Annotated in this window: 19 protein-coding genes; 9 read left to right on the top strand and 10 right to left on the bottom strand. The window is 41.6% G+C overall.

From position 1 onward, the window contains the following. Positions 1–18: 18 nt before the first annotated feature. Entirely contained in the window at positions 19–1,098 is a 1,080-nt protein-coding gene (locus JWQ54_RS02420; protein WP_299579640.1) for a hypothetical protein, read from the bottom strand. Positions 1,099–1,273: 175 nt separating this feature from the next. On the opposite strand from JWQ54_RS02420, the gene JWQ54_RS02415 reads away from it, so the two are divergent. Both JWQ54_RS02415 and JWQ54_RS02410 read left to right on the top strand, forming a co-directional pair. Then, a complete protein-coding gene (locus tag JWQ54_RS02415) occupies positions 1,274–2,617 on the top strand; it encodes an APC family permease (protein ID WP_299579638.1) in 1,344 nt (447 codons plus the stop codon). 96 nt (positions 2,618–2,713) lie between these two features. Next, positions 2,714–3,721 (top strand): PDDEXK nuclease domain-containing protein, encoded by a 1,008-nt coding sequence (locus JWQ54_RS02410; protein ID WP_299579635.1) that lies wholly within the window; start codon positions 2,714–2,716, stop codon positions 3,719–3,721. Positions 3,722–3,971: 250 nt separating this feature from the next. Here JWQ54_RS02410 and JWQ54_RS02405 read toward each other — a convergent pair whose 3' ends face one another. Both JWQ54_RS02405 and JWQ54_RS02400 read right to left on the bottom strand, forming a co-directional pair. Next, complete coding sequence (locus JWQ54_RS02405) at positions 3,972–4,982, bottom strand: GlxA family transcriptional regulator (protein WP_299579633.1); 1,011 nt, start codon at positions 4,980–4,982, stop codon at positions 3,972–3,974. Between the two features lie 120 nt (positions 4,983–5,102). After that, on the bottom strand, positions 5,103–6,038 hold the full coding sequence (locus tag JWQ54_RS02400; protein WP_299579631.1) for a sugar phosphate isomerase/epimerase: 936 nt from the start codon (positions 6,036–6,038) through the stop codon (positions 5,103–5,105). A 198-nt stretch (positions 6,039–6,236) separates the two neighbouring features. Here JWQ54_RS02400 and JWQ54_RS02395 point away from each other — a divergent pair, with 198 nt between their 5' ends. From JWQ54_RS02395 to JWQ54_RS02385, 3 genes are all read left to right on the top strand, one after another. Continuing rightward, the gene (locus JWQ54_RS02395) at positions 6,237–6,743 is read left to right on the top strand and encodes a MarR family transcriptional regulator (RefSeq protein WP_299579629.1); all 507 of its coding nucleotides are present in this window, start codon (positions 6,237–6,239) and stop codon (positions 6,741–6,743) included. 77 nt (positions 6,744–6,820) lie between these two features. Next, the gene (locus JWQ54_RS02390) at positions 6,821–7,729 is read left to right on the top strand and encodes a hypothetical protein (RefSeq protein ID WP_299579627.1); all 909 of its coding nucleotides are present in this window, start codon (positions 6,821–6,823) and stop codon (positions 7,727–7,729) included. A gap of 1 nt (position 7,730) precedes the next feature. Next, on the top strand, positions 7,731–8,153 hold the full coding sequence (locus JWQ54_RS02385; RefSeq protein WP_299579625.1) for a luciferase family protein: 423 nt from the start codon (positions 7,731–7,733) through the stop codon (positions 8,151–8,153). Between the two features lie 444 nt (positions 8,154–8,597). Here the strand turns inward: JWQ54_RS02385 and JWQ54_RS02380 are convergent, their stop codons facing one another. The 3 genes from JWQ54_RS02380 to JWQ54_RS02370 all read right to left on the bottom strand — a co-directional run bounded on the left by JWQ54_RS02380 (position 8,598) and on the right by JWQ54_RS02370 (position 12,848). After that, positions 8,598–9,446 (bottom strand): sugar phosphate isomerase/epimerase, encoded by an 849-nt coding sequence (locus JWQ54_RS02380; protein WP_299579623.1) that lies wholly within the window; start codon positions 9,444–9,446, stop codon positions 8,598–8,600. Between the two features lie 96 nt (positions 9,447–9,542). After that, entirely contained in the window at positions 9,543–11,711 is a 2,169-nt protein-coding gene (locus JWQ54_RS02375) for a PQQ-binding-like beta-propeller repeat protein (RefSeq protein WP_299579621.1), read from the bottom strand. A 222-nt stretch (positions 11,712–11,933) separates the two neighbouring features. Beyond that, on the bottom strand, positions 11,934–12,848 hold the full coding sequence (locus JWQ54_RS02370; RefSeq protein WP_299579619.1) for a sugar phosphate isomerase/epimerase: 915 nt from the start codon (positions 12,846–12,848) through the stop codon (positions 11,934–11,936). A 128-nt stretch (positions 12,849–12,976) separates the two neighbouring features. On the opposite strand from JWQ54_RS02370, the gene JWQ54_RS02365 reads away from it, so the two are divergent. Then, a complete protein-coding gene (locus JWQ54_RS02365; protein ID WP_299579617.1) occupies positions 12,977–13,840 on the top strand; it encodes an AraC family transcriptional regulator in 864 nt (287 codons plus the stop codon). Between the two features lie 114 nt (positions 13,841–13,954). Here the strand turns inward: JWQ54_RS02365 and JWQ54_RS02360 are convergent, their stop codons facing one another. Then, entirely contained in the window at positions 13,955–14,617 is a 663-nt protein-coding gene (locus JWQ54_RS02360) for an STING domain-containing protein (RefSeq protein WP_299579615.1), read from the bottom strand. Positions 14,618–14,753: 136 nt separating this feature from the next. On the opposite strand from JWQ54_RS02360, the gene mnmH reads away from it, so the two are divergent. Beyond that, complete coding sequence (gene mnmH, locus JWQ54_RS02355) at positions 14,754–15,809, top strand: tRNA 2-selenouridine(34) synthase MnmH (RefSeq protein WP_299579613.1); 1,056 nt, start codon at positions 14,754–14,756, stop codon at positions 15,807–15,809. Beyond that, positions 15,809–16,849: a selenide, water dikinase SelD gene (gene selD / locus JWQ54_RS02350; RefSeq protein WP_299579611.1), complete on the top strand. Its 1,041-nt coding sequence runs from the start codon at positions 15,809–15,811 to the stop codon at positions 16,847–16,849. Before mnmH ends, selD begins: the two co-directional genes overlap by 1 nt. A gap of 5 nt (positions 16,850–16,854) precedes the next feature. Here the strand turns inward: selD and JWQ54_RS02345 are convergent, their stop codons facing one another. After that, positions 16,855–17,478: a trans-aconitate 2-methyltransferase gene (locus JWQ54_RS02345; protein WP_299579608.1), complete on the bottom strand. Its 624-nt coding sequence runs from the start codon at positions 17,476–17,478 to the stop codon at positions 16,855–16,857. Between the two features lie 51 nt (positions 17,479–17,529). On the opposite strand from JWQ54_RS02345, the gene JWQ54_RS02340 reads away from it, so the two are divergent. Continuing rightward, entirely contained in the window at positions 17,530–17,805 is a 276-nt protein-coding gene (locus tag JWQ54_RS02340) for a hypothetical protein (protein ID WP_299579605.1), read from the top strand. 248 nt (positions 17,806–18,053) lie between these two features. On the opposite strand, the gene JWQ54_RS02335 is transcribed toward JWQ54_RS02340, so the two are convergent. Further along, positions 18,054–18,788: an SDR family oxidoreductase gene (locus tag JWQ54_RS02335; protein ID WP_299579602.1), complete on the bottom strand. Its 735-nt coding sequence runs from the start codon at positions 18,786–18,788 to the stop codon at positions 18,054–18,056. Positions 18,789–19,075: 287 nt separating this feature from the next. After that, entirely contained in the window at positions 19,076–21,688 is a 2,613-nt protein-coding gene (locus tag JWQ54_RS02330) for a hypothetical protein (RefSeq protein ID WP_299579599.1), read from the bottom strand. Between the last annotated feature and the right edge of the window lie 2 nt (positions 21,689–21,690).

Below are 21,690 nucleotides of genomic sequence, written 5' to 3'. Positions count from 1 at the left end.
TTCCTTTATAATTGGTTATCAGGCGCATTGTACTTCAAGATCCTTAACATATTCAGGCTGTAATCTAAATTCTGCCAGGAAATTTTCTTTTTTACCCTCAAATTCTACATAGCTGCTGCATACCTGCGCAATATTTTTTGCAGAGATCCCACCGTTTTGGATAGGCGCCAAACGTATTAATTCATCTACATTAAAATAAGAATGCACCTTTTTGCCAAGGGCAATGCCTGTGTACACAACAGTTGAATATTGCGTTATCAGCTCGCTGCAGTTTGCTATCATGTGGTTAGTGTTCCCGCTATGGTATACCATTGTTCCGGCAGGCGCATATTTACGGATCTCTGCTTCGGCACGGTCAAGCTTCTCATTGGGATGCAGCTTAAAAAGCATTTTCCTGCCGGCAGCTATTTTTACCGCATGTTTTATAAAAGCAATCCTGTTTTCGAATTTATAAGTTTCGCGCATATCAGAAGTTGCCACCATTACATAATCCCGAAAAGGGAAATCGTTTTCTAAAAACTGCAGGTGGTTATCATAATTGGGGATGCCGGTAACAATTAATTTCCCGGCGCCGGTGCCGTTTTTTGCAAAGTATTTTTTGTAGCCTTTGGAGGCAGCACAATAAATATCGCAAATATTGGTAGACCCATTTAACGAGGTATCGCCGGTAAAATATGGGGGTAAGCCAAGGGCTTTTACCATGCCGGTTAAAAAGGTGCGTTTATCAATCATTCCCTCCTGCACCCAAATGGTTTTTGTTTGCTTAAATTTATCAGCTATAACCATATCGGTACAATAAACCACCAGGTCGTACTTGTTTTTATTGCCTCCATAATCAATCTGCAAACCATGCAGCTGCAGGTAATTTTCAGACTTTGCCCTGAACTGTCCTTTCAATACAGTTCCATCGGCCAGCGGCGTATATTTTACGATAGCTTTTAAAAAAGCCGAATTAGGAAATAGCTGACTAAACCAGCAATCATAATCTTCCAGATGCTTCGAGATCTGGTGCATCTGTGTTGTTTGATTGATGGAACCAGTGATAAATAAGATCTTTTTCCTCATTACGATGGCCTTATAAAGATTAAAACTAAGCATTAGGTTTTGGCTTTTTCCGGCTGGCAAAAAGGGTAATATTTAGTTAATTCTTTTTTAATATGACATTGAGAAAGCAGCTTGCCAGGGCACATTAACCATTTGAGACTTAATCATTTTTAAATAAAAAGTTTAAACTAATTGAACATTTAAAAGCATAATAATATTTTTATAGCCCATGCCAGCAACTTTACCCCTAAGAAAGATCAGGATAGTACAGCTTACCGCTGTAATTTTCTTTACAGTATCCGGCGGTCCCTACGGACTGGAGCCTTTAATAACGTATGCCGGCGAGCATGGCGCCCTGCTGTTATTATTAGTAACCCCTTTAATGTGGGATGTGCCCGCAATTTTTACCGTACTTGAGCTTAATAGCATGATGCCTGTCACCGGCGGCTATTACAAATGGGTAAAGCATGCTTTAGGGAACCGCTGGGGTTTTTTTGAGGGTTGGTGGACCTGGCTTTATACCTTTGTTGACCTTGCAATTTACCCCGGCTTATTTGTGCTTTATGCATCTTATTTTTTCCCGGTATTGGCTGGGTACCGCATCCCGATATGTTTATGCGTTGTGTGGGCGTCGGCCGGGTTAAATATATTGGGGATTGTGCCTGTAGGCAAAACCGCGCTGTTTTTGGGTGCTATTGTGCTTGCTCCGTTTATTATATTGTTTACACTTTTTTTTGTTCATCACGCAGGCAGCATCAGCATTCCTTCACCCTCATTAAAAGGGATTCCATTTTCGTCGCTGGGGATGGCTTTATACACCGTAATGTGGAACTGCCTTGGCTGGGATAATGTAACCACTTACGCCGGGGAAGTTGAAAAGCCGGTAAGATCATACCTGGTATCTGTATTTTCGGCATTTGCGCTGGTAATTGTACTTTATTTTTTAGTGATCCTTGTTGCACAGCAAACAGGAATAAATAATAGCATATTGGAGGACAAGGGCTTCCCGGCCGTTGCCGAAATTATAAGCGGCAAATGGCTTGGCGGTTTAATTGCATTCGGTGGCATGGCCAGCAGCCTGGGGATCTATGCGGCTGTGCTGCTTTCGGTATCCCGTGTGCCAAAAGTTATGGCCGATGATGACCTTTTACCCAAAGGTTTAAACCGGCTGCATTCCCGGTTTCAAACACCGTATATATCTATCATTGTTTGTTCGCTGATTGTTAGCCTGATGATATTATGGCCCTTTGCCGACCTGCTGATTATTGATGTTACAGTTTATGGTGCGGGTCTTTCGCTTGAATATATCACCCTGATCAAACTCCGGATCGCAGATCCCGATGCTAACAGGCCTTTTAAAATACCGTTGGGCGTACCCGGTCTTTGTTTAATGATCATGCTGCCGGTAACCATTTATTTTGTTGCCCTGGCAGGGGCCTTTTCATCGCAGGAGCATGCAGTTTGGGCAGCAGTTTTTGCCATTACCGCCCTCTCAAGCGCCGAATTGGTATGGCGTTTAATTGTATGGAAAAAGCCGCATCATAAAAATGGGCAATCGTTAATCTCTGGATAGGCGCAAAAAGTTCATGCCTCAGTACGTAGTGGGTTTCTCTAATTATATGATTTCAAGGCTTTATCAGGTTGATTTAATTTTTACGTACTATTGTATATGGCTTTAGAAAAACGATTTTCAGAGGTTATTAGTCTTATTAAACAATCCAGGCTTGCGGCTTTTAAAGTGATAAATGTAGCGCTTATAGATTTGTACTGGCAAGTTGGAGAGTATATAAGTAAAAGAATAGAAACAGAAAAATGGGGCAAATCGATTGTTAAAAAGCTTGCGTTTTTCATTGAACAAACTGAACCTGAAATCAAAGGATTTTCAGACAAAAACTTGTGGCGGATGAAGCAGTTCTACGATACATATAAAAATCATCAAGAACTCTCGGCACTGCTGAGAGAAATCAGTTGGACTAATAATCTTACTATTTTAAGCCGGGCTAAATCGATTGAAGAAAAGGAATTCTATCTGCGGATATGTGCCAAAGAAAAATATAGTTCAAGAGAGTTGGAGAGGCAAATTGATAGTGGAGTATTCGAAAGAATAATGATCGGCAATGAAAAACTCCCGGCAGTGATGAGAGAATTTGAGCCTGATATTTCAAATACCTTTAAGGATAGCTATGTTTTTGAATTTTTAAATTTACCCGAATTACATAACGAAAGTCAATTACAAAAGGCATTGGTTGCCCAAATGAAGAGCTTTATATTGGAGTTAGGTAAGGATTTTTTATTTATGAGTGAAGAATATAGGATACAGGTTGGCAATAGTGATTTTATGATTGATCTGTTATTCTACCATCGTAGCTTACAGTGCTTAATCGCTTTTGAGTTGAAAACAACGAAATTTAAACCTGAACATTTAGGACAGTTAAACTTTTACCTTGAAGCTTTAGACCGTGATGTAAAAAAGAAACGCGAAAATCCATCTATTGGTATATTACTCTGCAAAAATAAAGACAATGAAGTAGTAGAATATGCATTAAGCAGAAATCTTTCATCCGCAATGGTTGCAGAATACCAAACCTTTCTGCCAAATAAAAAATTGCTGCAACAAAAACTACATGAAATTTTTGAAAATACAAGTGATACCGAATTCAGTAATAATGTTAATTAGTATAATTGAATCACGCTCAGTAACTATAAAAAGCAAATGGAATAATATTATATTAAATCTATAGAACTTGTAGTAATTAATTTATTTTTCTATATTTGTCCCGGAGCAGATGATAGGATCTATCCAATACAACACGGGGAGCTGGTCGGCAGCACTTGATGGTTCGATCCCGTCCCCTGTATCTCTCTCATCATAATTTAGGTTTATAATTGGTTAGAATGAGTTCCTGCCCATCAGGAGCTCTTCTTTTTTAATTTACGGAATGGTAAATGTCTACTCCGTCCAGCGCTGGTATATCCCTGCTATATTTTTTCCGGTAGTCCTGCGGGGTAAGGCCGGTAATCTTCTTAAACACTTCGCGAAAGGTTTTTATATCGTTGTAGCCGGCGTCATACATCAATAAATTAATATTTTGTGCACCCTTTTCCAGCGCCTTTTTTGCCGACTCAATTTTAACCCTTTGCAAGTATTCAAAAGGGGTGTTTTGCGTGGCTTTTTTAAAGCGCCTTATAAAATTGCGCTTGCTCATATTGGTATGATCAGCAATTTCATCAATGTTTAGCTGTTGGTGGTGGTTTTGTTCAATGTAGTGCTGGGCCTTCAATATGTCATCATCATTATGCTGGTGCTGCCCTTTAAACACCGCGAAATGCGATTGGCTGGTGCGGTCCATATCAAGGCTGAACATTTTACTTGCCCAGATCCCAACTTCCCTACCGCAAAATTTGTCGATAAGATACAGTACCAGGTTTAAGGATGAGAATGCCCCGCCGCTGGTATAAATGCCCCTGTCATCAGTTATTACCATATCTGATAAAAAATTCACATCGGGGTACCTGCTCATAATGTCTTCCTTATCAAACCAATGCGAGGTACATGACCGTCCGTTCAGCAAACCGGCTTCGGCCAAAAAATAACTGCCCGAACATAAACTGGCCACTTCAGTCCCCTTTTTATTCATGTCGGTCACCCAGTTAATAAGCGTTTGATGCTTTTGCGGGATAACGCCGCGGTCGCCATAAAATGCGGGGACGATAATAAGTCCGGGGTTTTTCAGATCAGTAATTGAGCTATAACCAACGTAAGGCTCGGGGTTCCGCAAAAATTGGTTTTCTGCCTTTTCACCAACCAGCATTATTTTAAAAGGAAGCGGTTTGCCCGATTCATGAAAAAGACGGTTGGTATGTATCAGCATATCCATTGCCCCCGAAACCGTGGAAAACACGGCATCTTCATGTATTAATATCGCAATTTCTTTCATGGCTTATAAAAGTAACTCAAATATAATAAATGCGTTTGGCATAAAAAGCAACTATACGGGTGAGATTTGACAACCTTTAAAAAGCTGTCAAATCTAAACCTGCCGGCATGAAGTCAATTTTTAAGCGATGCTCAATGCATTTTGCGCATATGCACGGCATTTTATAACTTCCTTAACAGCATCGGAGCCTTCAGGTATTTTATACTCAAGCTCTATTGTTGCCGGAAATTTGTATTTTTTCTTTTTCATTAATGCCAGTACTTCTTTAATCGGGGTATCGCCCTGTCCCCATGGCATATTAGCGCCATCATGAAACTTGCGGTCTTTAATATGCATGCTTACAATCCTGTCGCTATTTTTAAGGATAAAATCAACAGGGCTGCTGCTGGTGCCAGCCACGTAATGCCCAATATCCAGGTTAATAGCGTTGTAATCCGACTGCCTTAATGCAGTATCCCATAAGGTAGGCGTTGCTTGGGTGTGGGCATGATAGCCGACATACATTTTGTGCTCGGCGGCTTTATCGCCCAGGCGTTGAGTTAGCTCATCATCCTCTGGCAGCTCAACGGTAACATGGTTACAGCCAAGTGCTTTGCCGGCGTTAAAGGCATAGTTAATTTCGGCATCCGTATTTTTTGCACCCAATGCATTTGGCTTCCAGGCATATATCTTCACGCCCGCATCATTATACATTTTGCGCAGCTCAATAAATTTATCCATTGGGGCATTCATGCGCCAGTCGGCAATTTTAGCTGCAGAATCTGCACTGTGGTCCCACTTTGGTGCACCGGCATATGCTTCGGCGGCATCACCCATCATTTCAATCGCGTTAATGTTGCAATCTTTGCAGTATTGTAATAATTGTTCGGCACTGCCGGGCATGCTTCTGAATGAGTAGGTAATAACCCCTATCTGCACACCATTGATCATTGAATTGGGTTTGCCATCTTCAAAAATTGAACTTGCAAACGAGGCTTTCGAGGCAAGGGCCATACCTGCTGCGGCAAGGATCCCGGTGCCAATAAACTGCCGCCTGGAAACGTTTTGTTTTTTCATGCTGATTAAACTTAATAGGAAGGAATAATTGGTTGTTTATAATTGGTAATCAAATGTAAAAAAAATCATTAACAGGCAAAGCCTGCGTTAGTAACGATTTTGTTCTTATTGACGGCTGAAACCGGGAAACGTTACAAAAAGAGGAAAAATAAACTTTCACAATATTTTGAAAGTTCCGTAACATTAGTATATTTGTATATGGAATTACCTGAAGCAAAGCAAAAGTTTATTGAGGCGTGGGGAAAGCTAGGTTCTGAATGGGGTATAAACCGTACTATGGCCCAGGTACATGCCCTGTTGCTGATCACTCCCGATGCCTTAACTACCGAAGAGATCATGGAATCGCTCAGTATTTCGCGCGGTAATGCCAACATGACCCTGCGCGACCTTATAGGATGGGGATTAGTTGAGAAACAGCATAGACCCGGCGAACGCAAGGAATACTTTTTTGCCGAAAAAGATACCTGGACCATTGCCCGACAGGTTGCCAAAGAGCGCCGAAAAAGGGAGCTCGACCCGGTAATTAAGATCCTGGATGAGCTGTCAAAAATAAAGGGGGATGTTAAGGACCCTGCATATAAAACCTTCAATAAATCGGTAACGGATATAAACAAGCTGGCAAAAAATGTTGACAAAACATTGGAAACCATGCTTAAAGCCGACGAAAGCTGGTTTTGGGGTTCAATTTTAAAGATCTTTAAGTAGATTTTTTTGTGCTAATTTATTTCAATAATTACTGAAAATTCAATTTTGATAATTATAATATACCTTAAACTAAAGCAATGAACAAAATTCTTACTCCTAAACTAAAAGGTTTCCTGGTTCCCAATATTTTCGCGATAGCAACAATCGGTACCACTAAATATACCGCATTAACAAGTTCGGGTATTTTGATTTTTTCGGAGTTTATAATTGTTCCAATTTTAATGGGAATAATAAGCGCCTGGTTCTGGAAAGATCTGGAGCTTCCAGGAAGAAAGCTATCCCTCTACTCTATTTACAATACCTTCCTGGCGATCCTTTTCAGCTTTCTGTTTTTAAGCGAAGGGGTTATTTGCCTCCTTATTGTATCGCCGCTTATTTTCGGGTTTCTTATTCTCGGCGCTTTTATGGGTCGAACAATGTTTGAAAAGAACAATCAAAAATTAAACGCAAGTATCATAGTCCTACTATTATTTGTCTTTATTACCGATTCGCTTTCAACACATCATTATGAAAATATGGTATCAGATACTATTATTGTAAATGCTACGCCGGATAAAGTATGGAAAAATGTGGTTGCATTTAAAAGAATAAAACAATCTGATACCTACTGGCTGTTTCGCATCGGGATGCCAAGCCCCATTGAATCAACGGTAACGGGCTATTATAAAGGTGCGGGCCGTAAATGCATCTTTAGCAATGGTTATGTGTTTGATGAAAGGATAGCTACCTATGAGCCGGGCGTAAACCTTACATTTGATGTTACCCACCAGCCCCGTGATCCCGAAATTATGAATCATATTGATATTATCCGCGGACAGTTTTTATTAAAAGATAATGGCAATGGTACCACAACCCTTGTTGGCAACAGCTGGTACAAACTCTATGTTTTCCCAACCTGGTATTATGATATCTGGGCCGAAAGCATAACCCGTAATGTACACTTAAGGGTAATGGAACACATAAAAGAACTCAGCGAAAATAACTGACGTGTTTCCGTTTATCATAAAATATTTGGGCTTTTTAAAAGTTGTACCATTGTTGCCTCACCTGTTTGACGCACAGCTTAGGTTATGGGCATTGGTAAGCTCTTCGTTGGTTCCGCGGTGCCTGGACGATATCGAAGCCGAAGTTTTAACATGGCCCGGAACAACTAAAATTCTTCACAAGTATGGCGGCACCCAGTTTAATTATAAAGGGAAAGAAATGGGGCATATCCATAGTAATGGACTGCTGGACATGCTACTTAGCCTTAAAATAAAAGAGCAATACCTTTCAGAAGGCAGAGTATCGGATCATCATACCTTTAGAAATTCCGGCTGGATCAGCTTTTATATCAGGAATTTTGGTGATGCTGATTACGCATTGAAACTGTTAAAGACCGCTTATTTAAAAATCGGATCCCGGCAGTAATCAAATAAATAGCATTATTTATATATTTGCACCGTTGGGCCATACCTGCCCGTCAGTTATTTAAATTCCCTTATGGTGTAATGGTAGCACTTCTGATTCTGGTTCAGACAATCGTGGTTCGAGTCCATGTAAGGGAACAAAATTTAAAGGGCGATTCGAATCCTGCTCTGCGTACAATTTGATTTACCGTATGTTCAACGCATGTTGGGCATACGGTTTTTTTGTTGCTTTCCGGAAACCCATGCGGCAAAAAGGATTAATCCAAAAATAAAACCGGTAAAACGGGTTAATTTATGGAAATCTGTTCCAATAAATCAAGGGGGTGCAATTCAAATTCATCCTGCTGGGCGGCCAGCAGGATGAATTTGAATTGTACCCGATGAAGGCTTTTTAGAAGATTTATGATAGTTATCGGACGACCTGTCAAAAAAACTTTAAAAATATTTATTTAGCGGCTAGCTGGTTGGCGTAATCAACCGCAGCTTTCACATCCTTCAAATTATTATCCATATTGTGTTCACACTCCACTTCTATTATACCATTGAAACGCTGACGTTTTAATTCCTTTACTATACCAGCAAAATCAATAATTCCTTTGCCGGGAATTACGTCGTTATGTGCCTGATCAACGTCTTTTAGGTGCATGCCTATAATGTGGCCTTCTAAAATCTTAAGACACTTAACCGGATCAAGTCCGCTGTTTGTCCAATGTCCTATATCTGCGCAGGCACCAATATTCGGATGTCCTTTAGCAATGGCCAGCACAGAATCCGGATGCCAGTAGGGGCTTGGTTTTATATGATCATGGATGGCTATTTTTATATGATAAACTCCCGCCAGGCTATCAATCATGTCCCATTGTCTTCTACCTGGCTCGCACACCAGGTATTGCAGATTGAGTTCATGGGCAAGCTCAAAATATTTTTTCCAGCCTTCCCTGTTATCAGATCCGCCTGCATACATAGACGCCATTACCAGGCGTTTTTCATGAAGCATTGTCTTCATTAAAGCGACGCTCTTTTTATCCAGGCCATCCATGGTAATATCTCCAAAACCCTCACCCAATTTGTGAAAAGAAAACCCCTCGATATATTTTACACCACAACTGTCTGCCATATCCAGCGACTTTTTAAATGAATGGTGGTTAAATGAATATAATGCAACGCCCATTTTAAAACCGGCAGATGAAAATGGATTGCCTGGTTTATCCGCAGTAACCGGTTGAAACCTGAAAGCCATTATAGCTGCTGCAAACAAAACTAAAAATGGAATGAATTTGATATTTCTTTTCATGAATTTGATTTAATAATTATAGTTAAAACAGCCATTACCCGTCCAATCACAGAGGTACGCAACAGCTTATTTGATATCCTTGTTTATTGAATTTATTCATTTATCAGGCAAGGTAAAGGCAACATATGCATCACTTGATTTGCCACCCCATTTTGACCCGCCGCAGGCAATTACAATATACTGTTTACCATCAACTTCATAAACAGCTGGCGTAGCAACTCCGGGCGCAGGAAGTTCTGTTTCCCATACAGTTTTCCCGGTTTTCTTATTTATCGCCCTAAACTTGCCATCAGCCGATGCACCGATGAAGATCAACCCACCGGCTGTTACCACTGGACCACCATAATTCTCACGCCCGGTGGCAGGGACTCCTTTCTTCTTCAATTCTTCAAACTCTCCGAATGGTACCTGCCATTGATATTTTCCGGTGTTAAGATCAATTGCACTGATGGTACCCCAGGGCGGGCTAAGGGCAGGATAACCTTCTTTAGTAAGGAATTTGTTGTAGCCGGTAAAGCTATATGAAGGCCGTGATTTATTATTATTTTTGATCGCAGTTCCTGTATAGAGTTTCTCCTGTTCGGATTTCAAATTCAAAACAAATGAGCCAATAGCCGTTTTTTCAGCTTTACTTAGCTGAGCAAATCCGGGCATCATCCTTCGCCCGGTAGATAACAGTTCGCTGAATTGGGCAAATCTATATTTCTTCTCCACACCCATCAATGATGGATAATCTCCGGAACCCAAACGTTCCGGCCCATGACATCCCATACAATTTTTGTGGTACAGCACCACACCTGCCTGGAGATTGGACATCGATTTTTTATTATCCGACTTTTCTTTGACCAGGTTTAATACCCAGGCCATTTCATTTGCATTTACATAAAGTATGTTTGTTTCCGGATCAACAGCCGGACCGCCCCACTCACCCCCGCCGTCATATCCGGGTAAAATGATAGTTCCTTTTTCTGTTGGCGGCGTAAAAATCCCCTGCGACCGGTAAGTTTTAAAACGCCTTTTTACATCCTGGTAAGAGGAATCACCAACTACCGAGTTCAAATCCTTTTCGGTCATGATCTGTCTTACAAAAGGTTTAGGTAAAACAGGAAACGGTTGCGTCGCATTTAATTTCTCCCCTAACGCTGCGTTATTTGTCGGGACAGGTCTCTCTATTATTGGAAAAAGAGGTTTCCCGGTTGCGCGATCAAAAACAAAAACAAAACCGGATTTGGTCGTTTGCACAACGGCATCGATTTGCTTTCCGTTCCTCGGAATAGTGACAAGAACCGGTGTGCTGGATATATCCATATCCCATACATCATGATGCACTGTTTGAAAATGCCATTTCAGTTTTCCTGTGGCTGCGTCCAGCGCCAGCAGACAGTTTCCAAATAAGCCTTTTCCCCAACGATCTCCGCCATAAAAGTCATTTGTAGGGCTACCTACCCCGGCAAATATGAGTCCTCTTTTACTATCAAGGCTAAATCCTGCCCAGGCATTGGTTGATCCCATTCGCTTGTATGCAGTTTTATCATCCCAGGTCGAATATCCAGCTTCTCCCGGGTATGGAATGGTGTGAAAGATCCACTTTTGCTTTCCTGTTCTTACATCAAAGCCGCGGATATGCCCGGGCGTTGTTTCACTTACCAAACCACTGGTGATGAACAGGTTTTTGTAGATAATCACTGGCGAAGTCGGCGAAATGGACACACCCTTTGGGTCTCTGCCAAGCCCCATCCTCAGATCCACGCCACCGTTTACTCCGAAACTGGGAATAAGTTTACCTGTTTCTGCATTTACAGCGAACGCAATTGGACCAACTGTATAAATTATCCGCCTGTCATCTCCATCTGCCCAGTAGGCTACACCCCTGTTCATATTGATACTCTTTCTGGCCCATGTTTTATTGCCACCGGTATCGGCAGGATCGAAATGCCATTTTTCTTTGCCGGTAGCAGCATCAATGGCGAAAAGCTTGAGACGCGGAGACACACCAAACAAAGTATTATTCACGATGATCGGGTTACTTTCCATCGGGCCATATTTAGATCGGTCCTCGTTTTCGGAATGGTACACCCAGGCGACCTTTAGCTGATTAACGTTCGTTGTGTCGACCTGTTTAAGATCCGAATATTTGTTATTGTTGCCGTTGCCACCATAAATCTTCCAGTCAGCATACTCCCGTTGCGCGAGATACATTGCTGAAGTTAAAATTGCAGTTGAAACAATTCCCGCTAACAATAATTTGGTTCTTTTAATTACCATTTTGATATAAATTATTATCAATAACACCTATCATTTTCTTCAGAGAGGCATTAGTTTTTTAGCGATTGATCTATTAAATGCGAATTAAAATGAAACCCACGTCCGAACCAATCACTATTTTTCCATAATTCAAAATTGGAAAGCATTTAAATGATGTTTTCCGGTTTTTTACACTGATATAAAAAGTAAACGGAATGTTAATATTAAAGGGCAGGCCTAATCTTAATTTATTGATTTTACCTTATCATTGAAATATTTTATTTCGTAGATAATTGATGAAAGATTACTGGGCTTTTCCTCCGCATCACGTTCTATCATGAAATAACCTTTATAGTTTTGTCGTTTTAATTCTCTGAATACACCCGAAAAATCGACAACACCTTTACCAATCGGAACATCCTTAAGTGCTGGATCATTAAAAGCTGCAATGTCTTTGAGATGAATTCCAATGATATGGCCCTGCAGTTTTTTCAGGCCCTCAACCGGGTCAATACCACTTTTCGGCCAATGTCCCAGGTCCGGGCAAGCGCCAAAATTGTGATGGCCTTTTAGAGCAGCCAATACGGAATCAGGGCTCCAGTAGTTACTAACCCCCTTCCAGTGGTTATGAATAGCCACTTTCAATTTATAAACACCTGCGAGACTATCAACCATGTCCCACATTTTAATAGCTGGTTCTGCCGTCACATATTCTACATTTAGCTGCTTTGCCAGCTTGAATTGCTTTTCCCATTCTGTTTTATTATTCCCTCCTGTCAGATAGATGGAAGTCATCCTGACCTTTTTGCTATTAAGGTGTTCTTTAATCTTTTCAATGCCGGCTGCCGAAAGCTGCATAATCATTGAATCCTTTAGCTCTGGGCCTGCATCAGCGAACGAAAATCCTTCAACATATTTAACACCCGCACTATCAGCGAGATCTAATTGTTTAGGAAAGGAAAAAGTATGAAAGGCATATAAAGCGACGCCCAGTTTCCAGTGCTGTTCCACCTCTTTACTTTTCTTTTTTATCTTAAAAAAGGAGCTATTTGTATTAGAAGTACAGACATTAATTTTCGGCCGGTTCTTGTGATTTGCATTGTCCGAATGGTTAATAAAAAGAAAATACGATAAAATCAGTAGTGATAAACTCTTCATTATTAGGTTTTTTACTTAGAATAATAACTTATTCAAATATAACAGGTGGCTTAAATTCAAAAAAACACACCATTTGCTATTTCCGATACAATATTTACATTTACACCAGGGTATTTTTTAAAAAAAGAATGAAAAAGATCTTACGGGAACTTACTAAATCCGAAAATTCAAGTTATATCGTCAAAGAAGAGATTACAACTCAGTTCGCCGCGCCGTTTCACTTCCATCAGGGTTATGAATTTACCTATATTGTTAAAGGACATGGTAAGTTTTATGGTGGTGATAGCCTATTGAATTTTACAGGGGGCGATTTATACTTATTTGGGATAGGTTTTCCTCATTATTTTATAAATGATAAATCTTTCATAAAATCAGGAGAACTTGCTCATTCTATCGTGATTCAGTTTGACGACGATTTTTTAGGAGGTGACTTTTACCTTCAACCGGAATTTTTGTTAGTAAAAACATTACTAAAAACTGCTCATTTGGGAATAAAAATTACAAACCCAGGTATCCAGTTAAAAAGACTAATGATTGATGCCCCGAAAACCTCGGGTTTGAAGGGTTTGATAAATTTACTACGGATATTAGAAACAGTTGCTTCATTAAAAAAAGAGGAAACTACCACCATCAGCACCGACATATTTGAAAATTCTATAATCACTAAAAAAAAAGCAAACAAATTAGATGAGGTATATAAATATGTATTGGAAAATTTCAAAGAACGGATCACCAGTCAAAAAGCTGCGTCACTTGCATTTATGAATAAATCCGCTTTCTGCCGATATTTTAAACGTCGGACCAATAAGACATTATCGCAGTTTGTGAACCATGTACGCGTGACCCATGCTATTCATTTATTGGCAGAGGAAGATATGAGTATTTCCAAAGTTTGTTTCGAATGCGGCTTTGATAATTTGTCTTATTTTAACAGGCAATTTAAAACAGTTACCGGAAAAACTCCATATGCCTACCGAAAAGAATTTTCGTAAAATCCGATTAACAAAACTATTAAATTTGCCCGGGTGGATGTGGATATTTTTCCCTGATGTCCTGTGTCTATAGTTCATTTAAAATTTAATCGGTGTATTATTGGCCCATTAAAATCATTTAATCTCATTAACCGACTTAACAAGCGTAACATAGCTATATAGACCCTTATCTTTCAAAATTTCAATTAATTCCCCTTTGAAATAATCCATATATTTCCTAAAAATATCATCCTTCAAGCCTTTAGGCGATGTGTTTTTCTTTTTCTCAAATGTATATTCAATTAAAGCAGACAAAGATGACAGCGTGGTAGGAATATCAAAATAAAAACTATCTCCGTTTGTGGAATTAGTTACTAAAAGTATGTTCCTGGTTCTTTGTTTGGGAATTTGAACGTTAACGCTTGCGCTTTTATAACCATCATTATTTAATGAATCCTTTAGCAAAACGATAGAATTTTCATCTAATTTTGAAATTTCAAAGGGGATAAAAATAAAGAATTTAGGCGGAGGATCACCCTCATTCTTTTGTTCAATGATTTGGATCATTACAGGTTCAAGAAAATTTTCGACATACCCAACAGCAAGAACGTGTGCCACTGAGAATTTTTTTGTTTGCCTGGAATATATTTCAAGTAAAACGGCACAAATACCACCCACGGCTCCAAAAAAAACAAACAAATTATCTGGTTTGAGGCTTAAAATATTGTTGTAGCACAGCGCTGCCATGATAGCTGTAACGCAAAGCAGAAATAATTGTATGAATTTTAAAAATTTCATATTTGGGATATGAAGAACTTCAATTGAATTACTACATAAAGCTATATAATAATCTTGTTCATTTTATACATCATGTTTAAATTGTAAAATAACGGGTTATTTGAAATGTCGCTTATCTTTGCCCCATTCAAAGCAGATGACCCGGCATATTACGATAAATGATTTTTTGAAGTTAAGCACACCAGTCGCTTTAATCGATGTGCGCACGCCAGCCGAATTTGAGCAGGGCCATATTCCGGGCGCTTTTAATATTCCATTATTCACAAATGAAGAACGGGTTAAAGTAGGCACAACCTATAAACAGGTAGGTCGTGAGGAAGCGATCTTGCTGGGATTTGACCTTACCGGCTCAAAGTGGTCAGGGTTTATAAAACGGGCGCTTGAAATAGCCCCGGATAAAAAAATTGCGGTTCACTGCTGGCGTGGCGGGATGCGCAGCGGGGCAATGGCATGGGCGCTTGACCTGTACGGCTTTGAGGTATTTATCATCCAGGGCGGATATAAAAACTACCGCAGGTGGGTACTTGAACAATTTGAACAAAAATATAACCTTTGGATCTTGGGCGGCATGACCGGCTCGGGCAAAACCAGGATCCTGCACCAGCTTAAAACTACCGGCCAGCAGGTGATAGACCTTGAAGACCTGGCCCGACACCAGGGTTCATCCTATGGGTCTATGAATAAATTGGTACAACCTACACAGGAACAGTTTGAAAACAATTTTGCAGACCAGTTAAGGCACATGGATAAAGGGCGGAAGATTTGGGTGGAAGACGAAAGTTTAACCATTGGCAAACGCTCTATTCCCAACCCCTTCTGGCACCAGATGCGGGATGCCGTTTTAATTGACCTGAAAGTTGACCGGGAGCAACGGATAAATGCACTTGTACAGGAATATGGTGCATTGGATAAGGATTTTTTGGTGGAATGCACCGGGCGGATCCGCAAGCGCCTTGGACCGGAACAAACCAAATACGCAATTGAAGCCATCAGGGCGAACCAAATGGTCGATTTTATCCGGTTGGTGCTGGTTTACTATGATAAAACTTATCGTGCCGGTTTGCTTAAGCGTAATACCGAACAGGTCTTTTCAGTGGAGCTTGAAAGCACAAACCTTGAAAGCAATGTTGGAAAAATTTTAAATTTCATAACTCATGTTACTGTAAGTGAACAGAGTATCACACCAAATTAATGGATACCACAACAATTAAACTTACCCAATATTCTCACGGTGCAGGCTGCGGCTGCAAAATAAGCCCGGCTATACTTGATAAAATTCTGCATAGTTCAATAATAAATCAACCGGATGCAAGGCTATTGGTTGGTAATGATAAACGGGATGATGCCGCAGTTCTTGATTTGGGCAACGGCACCGCGCTGATCTCTACAACTGATTTCTTTATGCCGATTGTGGATGATGCATATGATTTCGGACGTATTGCATCCGCCAATGCTATTAGTGATGTGTACGCTATGGGTGGCAAGCCTGTGCTCGCCATTGCAATATTAGGCTGGCCGGTAGAAAAACTTCCGCCTGAAGCCGCCCAAAAAGTATTAGCGGGTGCCAGGGCTATTTGTGCCGAAGCAGGTATTACTCTGGCAGGAGGCCACAGCATTGATTGTCCCGAGCCTGTATTTGGTTTAGCTGTGAATGGACTGGTAAATATTCCGCATCTTAAACAAAACTCAACAGCAACAACCGGATGCCGCTTATACCTTACCAAGGCGCTGGGCGTAGGGATCTTGTCTACAGCCCAAAAGCGGGGTGTATTATTGCCTCAAGATGCCGCTATTGCTTTGCAAAGCATGACCACACTGAATAAACCCGGGGAGTTGTTTGGCCAAATGGAGGGCGTTAAAGCGATGACGGATGTAACCGGTTTTGGTTTGCTGGGCCATCTTTCTGAAATGTGCGAAGGCAGCGGATTATCAGCAGTTATCGAGTTTGCAAAAGTTCCGGTTATTGCCTCATTACCAGGCTATCTTTCTCAAAAATGTTTCCCGGGTGGTACACAGCGCAATTGGGCCAGCTATGGTCATAAAGTTAGCGTATTAACTGATGAGCAACGATACATATTGGCCGATCCGCAAACCAGCGGCGGTTTGCTGGTAGCGGTAAGTGAAGAAAGCTGTGAAGTATTTGAGCAGGTATTGCGGGAGCTACAGCTGGGTTTTAACTCATTTGGCTGGCTAAAGCCGCAGGATGACGGGCCATTGATCACTGTTGTCTAACTCTTTTAATTGTTAGCTTGTTGCCTTTTGAAGCTGCAAAACAAAAAATTTTGAGTCGTTTGGAACGGGGTCAAATGATCTTCATTAATGCATCTTATTTTTGAAAAATGCTTTTTTAACTGCTTTTGCAACTGTATTTCTGAATATTGTTTAACAGGCAAACCACTACATTTTTGAGGTCCGTTTTCTGAAAAAGTGCCAATTACCAGGTAATTATTAATAACCCTGCCCGCTGTAGCTAAATACTTTTCAATCTGTTCCCCTTCCGTTAGGAAATGAAAAGTAGCCCGGTCATGCCATAGATCATAATGTTCTTCCGGCTGAAAATCGGCAATATCAGAAACAATCCAGGTCACCGTTTTGCTTTTTTCGCCAAGCCGGTCTTTTACTTTTAGTAAAGCGGCCTCCGATATGTCCAGCACGCTAATATTTGTGAACCCTTCCTGCAACAGGTAATCTACCAATTTACTGTCTCCGCCCCCAATATCAATGATCTTATCCGTTTTCGATAAATTAAAGCCATGGATAAAATCAAGGGATGTTTGAGGGATGGACTGAGTCCAGCTAACCTGTTCAGATTTTTTAGTTTTATATACTTTTTCCCAATGAGCCTTTTTATTTTTTTTCATGGATAATTCATCATCTTTGAAGAATTAAAGGTCCTGATATTTATTTTGAATATGAAAAAAATCTCATTGATAATGTTTTTGTGCTTACTGTTTGTAATACTAACTGCACCTAATACACAGGCGCAAACTTCTCCGGTTGCTATGCCTGCGCTGGGGGTAAGTAACCCGTGGAGTGATGGGCAGTTGCTGGAACCATCCCAATTGGCTGCAGATATTAAAGCAGGAGAAATAAAAACACCTGTTATCTTTAATATTGGCGCGGTAGAAGATATTAAAGGCGCTAAACACATCGGGGCTGTAAACGACGCAGGAAACCTGGAAAAGTAAAAAAATGCTGTAGCTGCCATACCAAAAAACACAGAAATGGTAATTTATTGCGGATGCTGCCCTTTTGCTAAATGCCCCAATCTCAGGCCGGCCTTTACTGAACTAAAAAAACTAGGTTTTACCAATGTAAAACTGCTTAATTTATCAACCAATTTAAAAACAAACTGGATTGCAAAAGGCTATCCTTTAGCTTCTGAATAATCCGGGTTCAATTTCTGCTTAAAAAACCTTAATTATTATCCTATGATTTAGATCTGGGCTGCGCCACCATCAACAAACAATTCAATCCCCGTAACAAAGCTGGAATCATCTGAGGCTAAGAAAAGCGCCACTTTGGCAATCTCTTCAGAGCTGCCTATCCGGCCCATTGGTATTATTGTGGCAAATGAATCTTTAACCTCCTGGGGCACCCCAACAAAAATGCCGGTATCAATTGTACCCGGACTAAGCACATTAATTCTTATTTTTCGTGCTTTGAGCTCAACTGTCCAGGTCCTGGCAAATGAGCGGATAGCGGCTTTACTGGCATTATAAACGCCCATGCCTTCAAATCCTTTTACAGATGCAATTGAGCCGGTCATAATCACCGAAGCGCTGTCAGTTAACAAAGGCAGCGCCTTTTGTACGGTAAACAATGTTCCTTTAACATTTACGTCAAAAGTTTTGGCATAAACTTCTTCTGTAACTGTTCCAATAGGAATACCAAAATCGCCTACGCCCGAACTGGCATAAAGAATATCTATCCGGCCTTTTTCAGCCTTTACCACTTCATACAAATGGTCAAGGTCCGCAAGGTTGGCTGAATCAGCCCTAACTCCGGTGATATTCCGGCCTATTTCCTTCACTGCCGCATCCAATTGTTCCTGCCGGCGACCTGTGATAAATACATATGCGCCTTCTTCAACAAATAATTTTGCGGTGGCAAGGGCCATACCGCTGGTAGCGCCCGTAATAACAGCTACTTTATTTTCTAATTTTTTCATTTCCTTTAATTTTCCAGGTCATTCGTCCATCGAAATAACATATCAAAATTGAGAAGAAAAAACAGCATAAAAAATGTCATTTGACACTAAATGTGTGTGACACTTGGATCACTTATTTGATATTCCGGGGAAATTGGCGTTATGCAAATGATCAAAGAAGATGGACAGTGGAAGCTAGCGAGCCTGGTACATGATCAGGCGCCTTGATCGTGACATGATGTATTAAACAACAACAGAGGAATGCACGATTCGCGCATTCCTCTGTTGTTTGAGGGCTTTTTCAGCGCCTATTTGGACTTCGTATAGAAGTTAAGTAATGGAATGTCGACAACGAGCGAAGCGCTGAATCGCCAGTATAATTTATTACTGGCATCATCTGCCGGTTGCACGGTATTCTCATTGTTGATCTCGCGCAGATTCGGCCCGGATTGTACGCCAAAGTTCAGCGATAAGGGTGTTTTAGGTATACCGAGCGACAAGAAGACACCTGGTGAAAAGATGTTCTTGAGCTCAATTTTAGGTACCTGCGCGGTTTGGTTATCCTTAAAGCGATAGGCTGCCACAGCACCCACATCGATCAGCGAGATAAATAGTGACGTGGACGAATGTCCGTTTTTAAAGGGCGGGAAAAATTGATGCTCGCCAAGGCTGATCGCTACGCCCACCGGCGCGGTCAATCCCCAACTGTTGACATGGAAGGAAGATGGAACGTCCTGGATCTGCTCATAACCCAGGAACAATCCGGTATAAGCATTCAGCGACACATTGAACGGGCTTTCGCGTTTGATACTGGAGGACCCGGCCGGTAAGACAAAAGACTCCAGGGCTTGCTCCACCTGGTCGCTGGTTTTGGCTGTGGCGATCGCGGCCATAAAGGCGCCATACCTCACCAAATTTGCCTGATGTGATTTCGCTTCATTCATGTCGCGAACGGCCTCCGCATAAGATACTTGTTCCACAGTGAAGGTTCCTCTATTTTGAAGTGTAATGTCGGCGGCCTTGACCACGGTTTGGGTGCCTAGCGCTGTTCTCGCCACAGCCAGGTCAGCGGTTAATGGTTTAGTGTAGATCGCATTGTAGATCACCAATAATTGATTGATCGCGGAAGAGTAATTCTTGCGATTGATGTCTACCGCCAAATCGGACACCGAACCTAGCAGCGTCAGGTAACGTGGCAGGTCCGTCTTGAGTGCGGTGGTTGCTGGTAACAGAGTAGCTACATCCGGGAGATCCGTTACTTTCAAAGCATATACCAACAGATCCTTGGCGCCATCGAAATATTTCTTGTATTGTTCCACCGCCAAGGAATCATTCGCGGGCTTTTGATAGTCCTGGATCATCTTGTTGAGCGCATCAGTCTTTTCAGCGAACTGCAGCAGATAAGCCTTATACACATCAAACTTCGCGGCATCGGTCAGGTGGTTTGTACCGAAGTCATTCAGCAAGGAAACTAAGCTTTTACCCCCACCATAAGAAATGCTGTTATAATTCGTCTTGGCTTGCTCGTAAATCAAGCCAAGGAAAAGCTGCACGTTTTTTTTGTCTGCAACCAGCTGACGCATATACTTGATATTGACCCAGTATTTGGCATCAGCCGACGACGTATCGCGCAAGGCACTGCTCAATAACTGCAAGGTTTGTATCGAGCCTTCCCAAGCTTCGGGCTCTTTATCGAGGGAACTGAGCGGATAGTTTGCCAAGATATCCCCCGGATGCACTTGTTTACGCAGGCCGCTCACGACATAGCAACCACCGGTAATACCGGCGGCAAGCGTATGCTGGGCCGCGAAATAAGTGGCATGATTACGAATGATGCCCGGGAGGTTGTTATCCAGCGCCTCGATGTCATTTTTGAAGGCTTCCCTTAAATTTTGAAGGTATTGCTGGTAGTTATATACCTGGTCATCGATCGAGTTGAGTAAATCGGTGGTTTTGGGGAAAAGTGTTTTTAGATCCGGTTGATCATTGATCGCCTTTTTCAGTTTCACAAAGAAGGCAGCACTTAACTCCTCCTTGGCCCTTTTCACTAAGAACTTCGCGAGACCATCGGCCAAATTGGTTACATCCAGACCGCCGATAGAGGATAGAGACAGCGCTGAACTCACCGCACTGGCCGACTGGGCCACATTCTCGTCGGGCTTAATCGCTTTATTAGCAAAGGCTTGTGTGATCAGCGGTTTTAAAAATGGATTATTGACAACAGCGCTCACCGCATTGGCGGGCGTTTGTATCGTTTGACCAGGGTAATAATACCCGATAATAGCTAACAGTTGTTGTTGCGTTAAGGTGGGGTCGTTGAGTTTTAAAGCGTCATAAACGGCGCTTCCCGGATGATATACTTCGTTTTTTTTGGCCGTTGCTCCGTTGTTGGCGCCAGCAGGGTTCGGATTTGACACCAGGGGTTGAGCCGCCGGTGCCGCCGCCACATCAGCAGGTGTCCCCGTCGCGTCAACTGGAATAAAGTTGGCCGTAAAGGTAGTTGCAGGCTGGTTCTTTAGCCCAAAAATGATCGAAAAAGGCTGCTTCAGGTTATAGCTATGGCTGTTGACAAATAGGTAAAGTTTTTCATCCGTGGTCAGCGTATTCATGGAGGTAAGCACTGGTCCAAAGTCTGCGATCGATAAGGGCGTCAGGGTAGTACCGCGAGGTAACAGATCATCGCGGCCTTTAATAACAACCTCGGCAACACTACCCGACAAATTGGTCAGCTTGATCTTAAAGCCATTCGTGCCCTTAATGGGCAGCTGGTTAATATTGTCCTTATATAAGCTTGTTTTATCCAGCCAAATGGAGGTTTCACCAGAGGCGTTCACATTCAGGTAAATGATTTGCGCCTGCGCCATACCGGCCGAGAGCAGCAGCAGGAGCACAAAGCTGAGTAGAGTAAGGATCTTTTTCATTT

This window comes from Mucilaginibacter sp. (assembly GCF_028288225.1).
In the GTDB taxonomy this organism is placed as follows: domain Bacteria; phylum Bacteroidota; class Bacteroidia; order Sphingobacteriales; family Sphingobacteriaceae; genus Mucilaginibacter.
The sequence above is the reverse complement of the archived record's forward strand: the minus strand, read 5'-3'. Positions and strand labels throughout refer to the sequence as shown.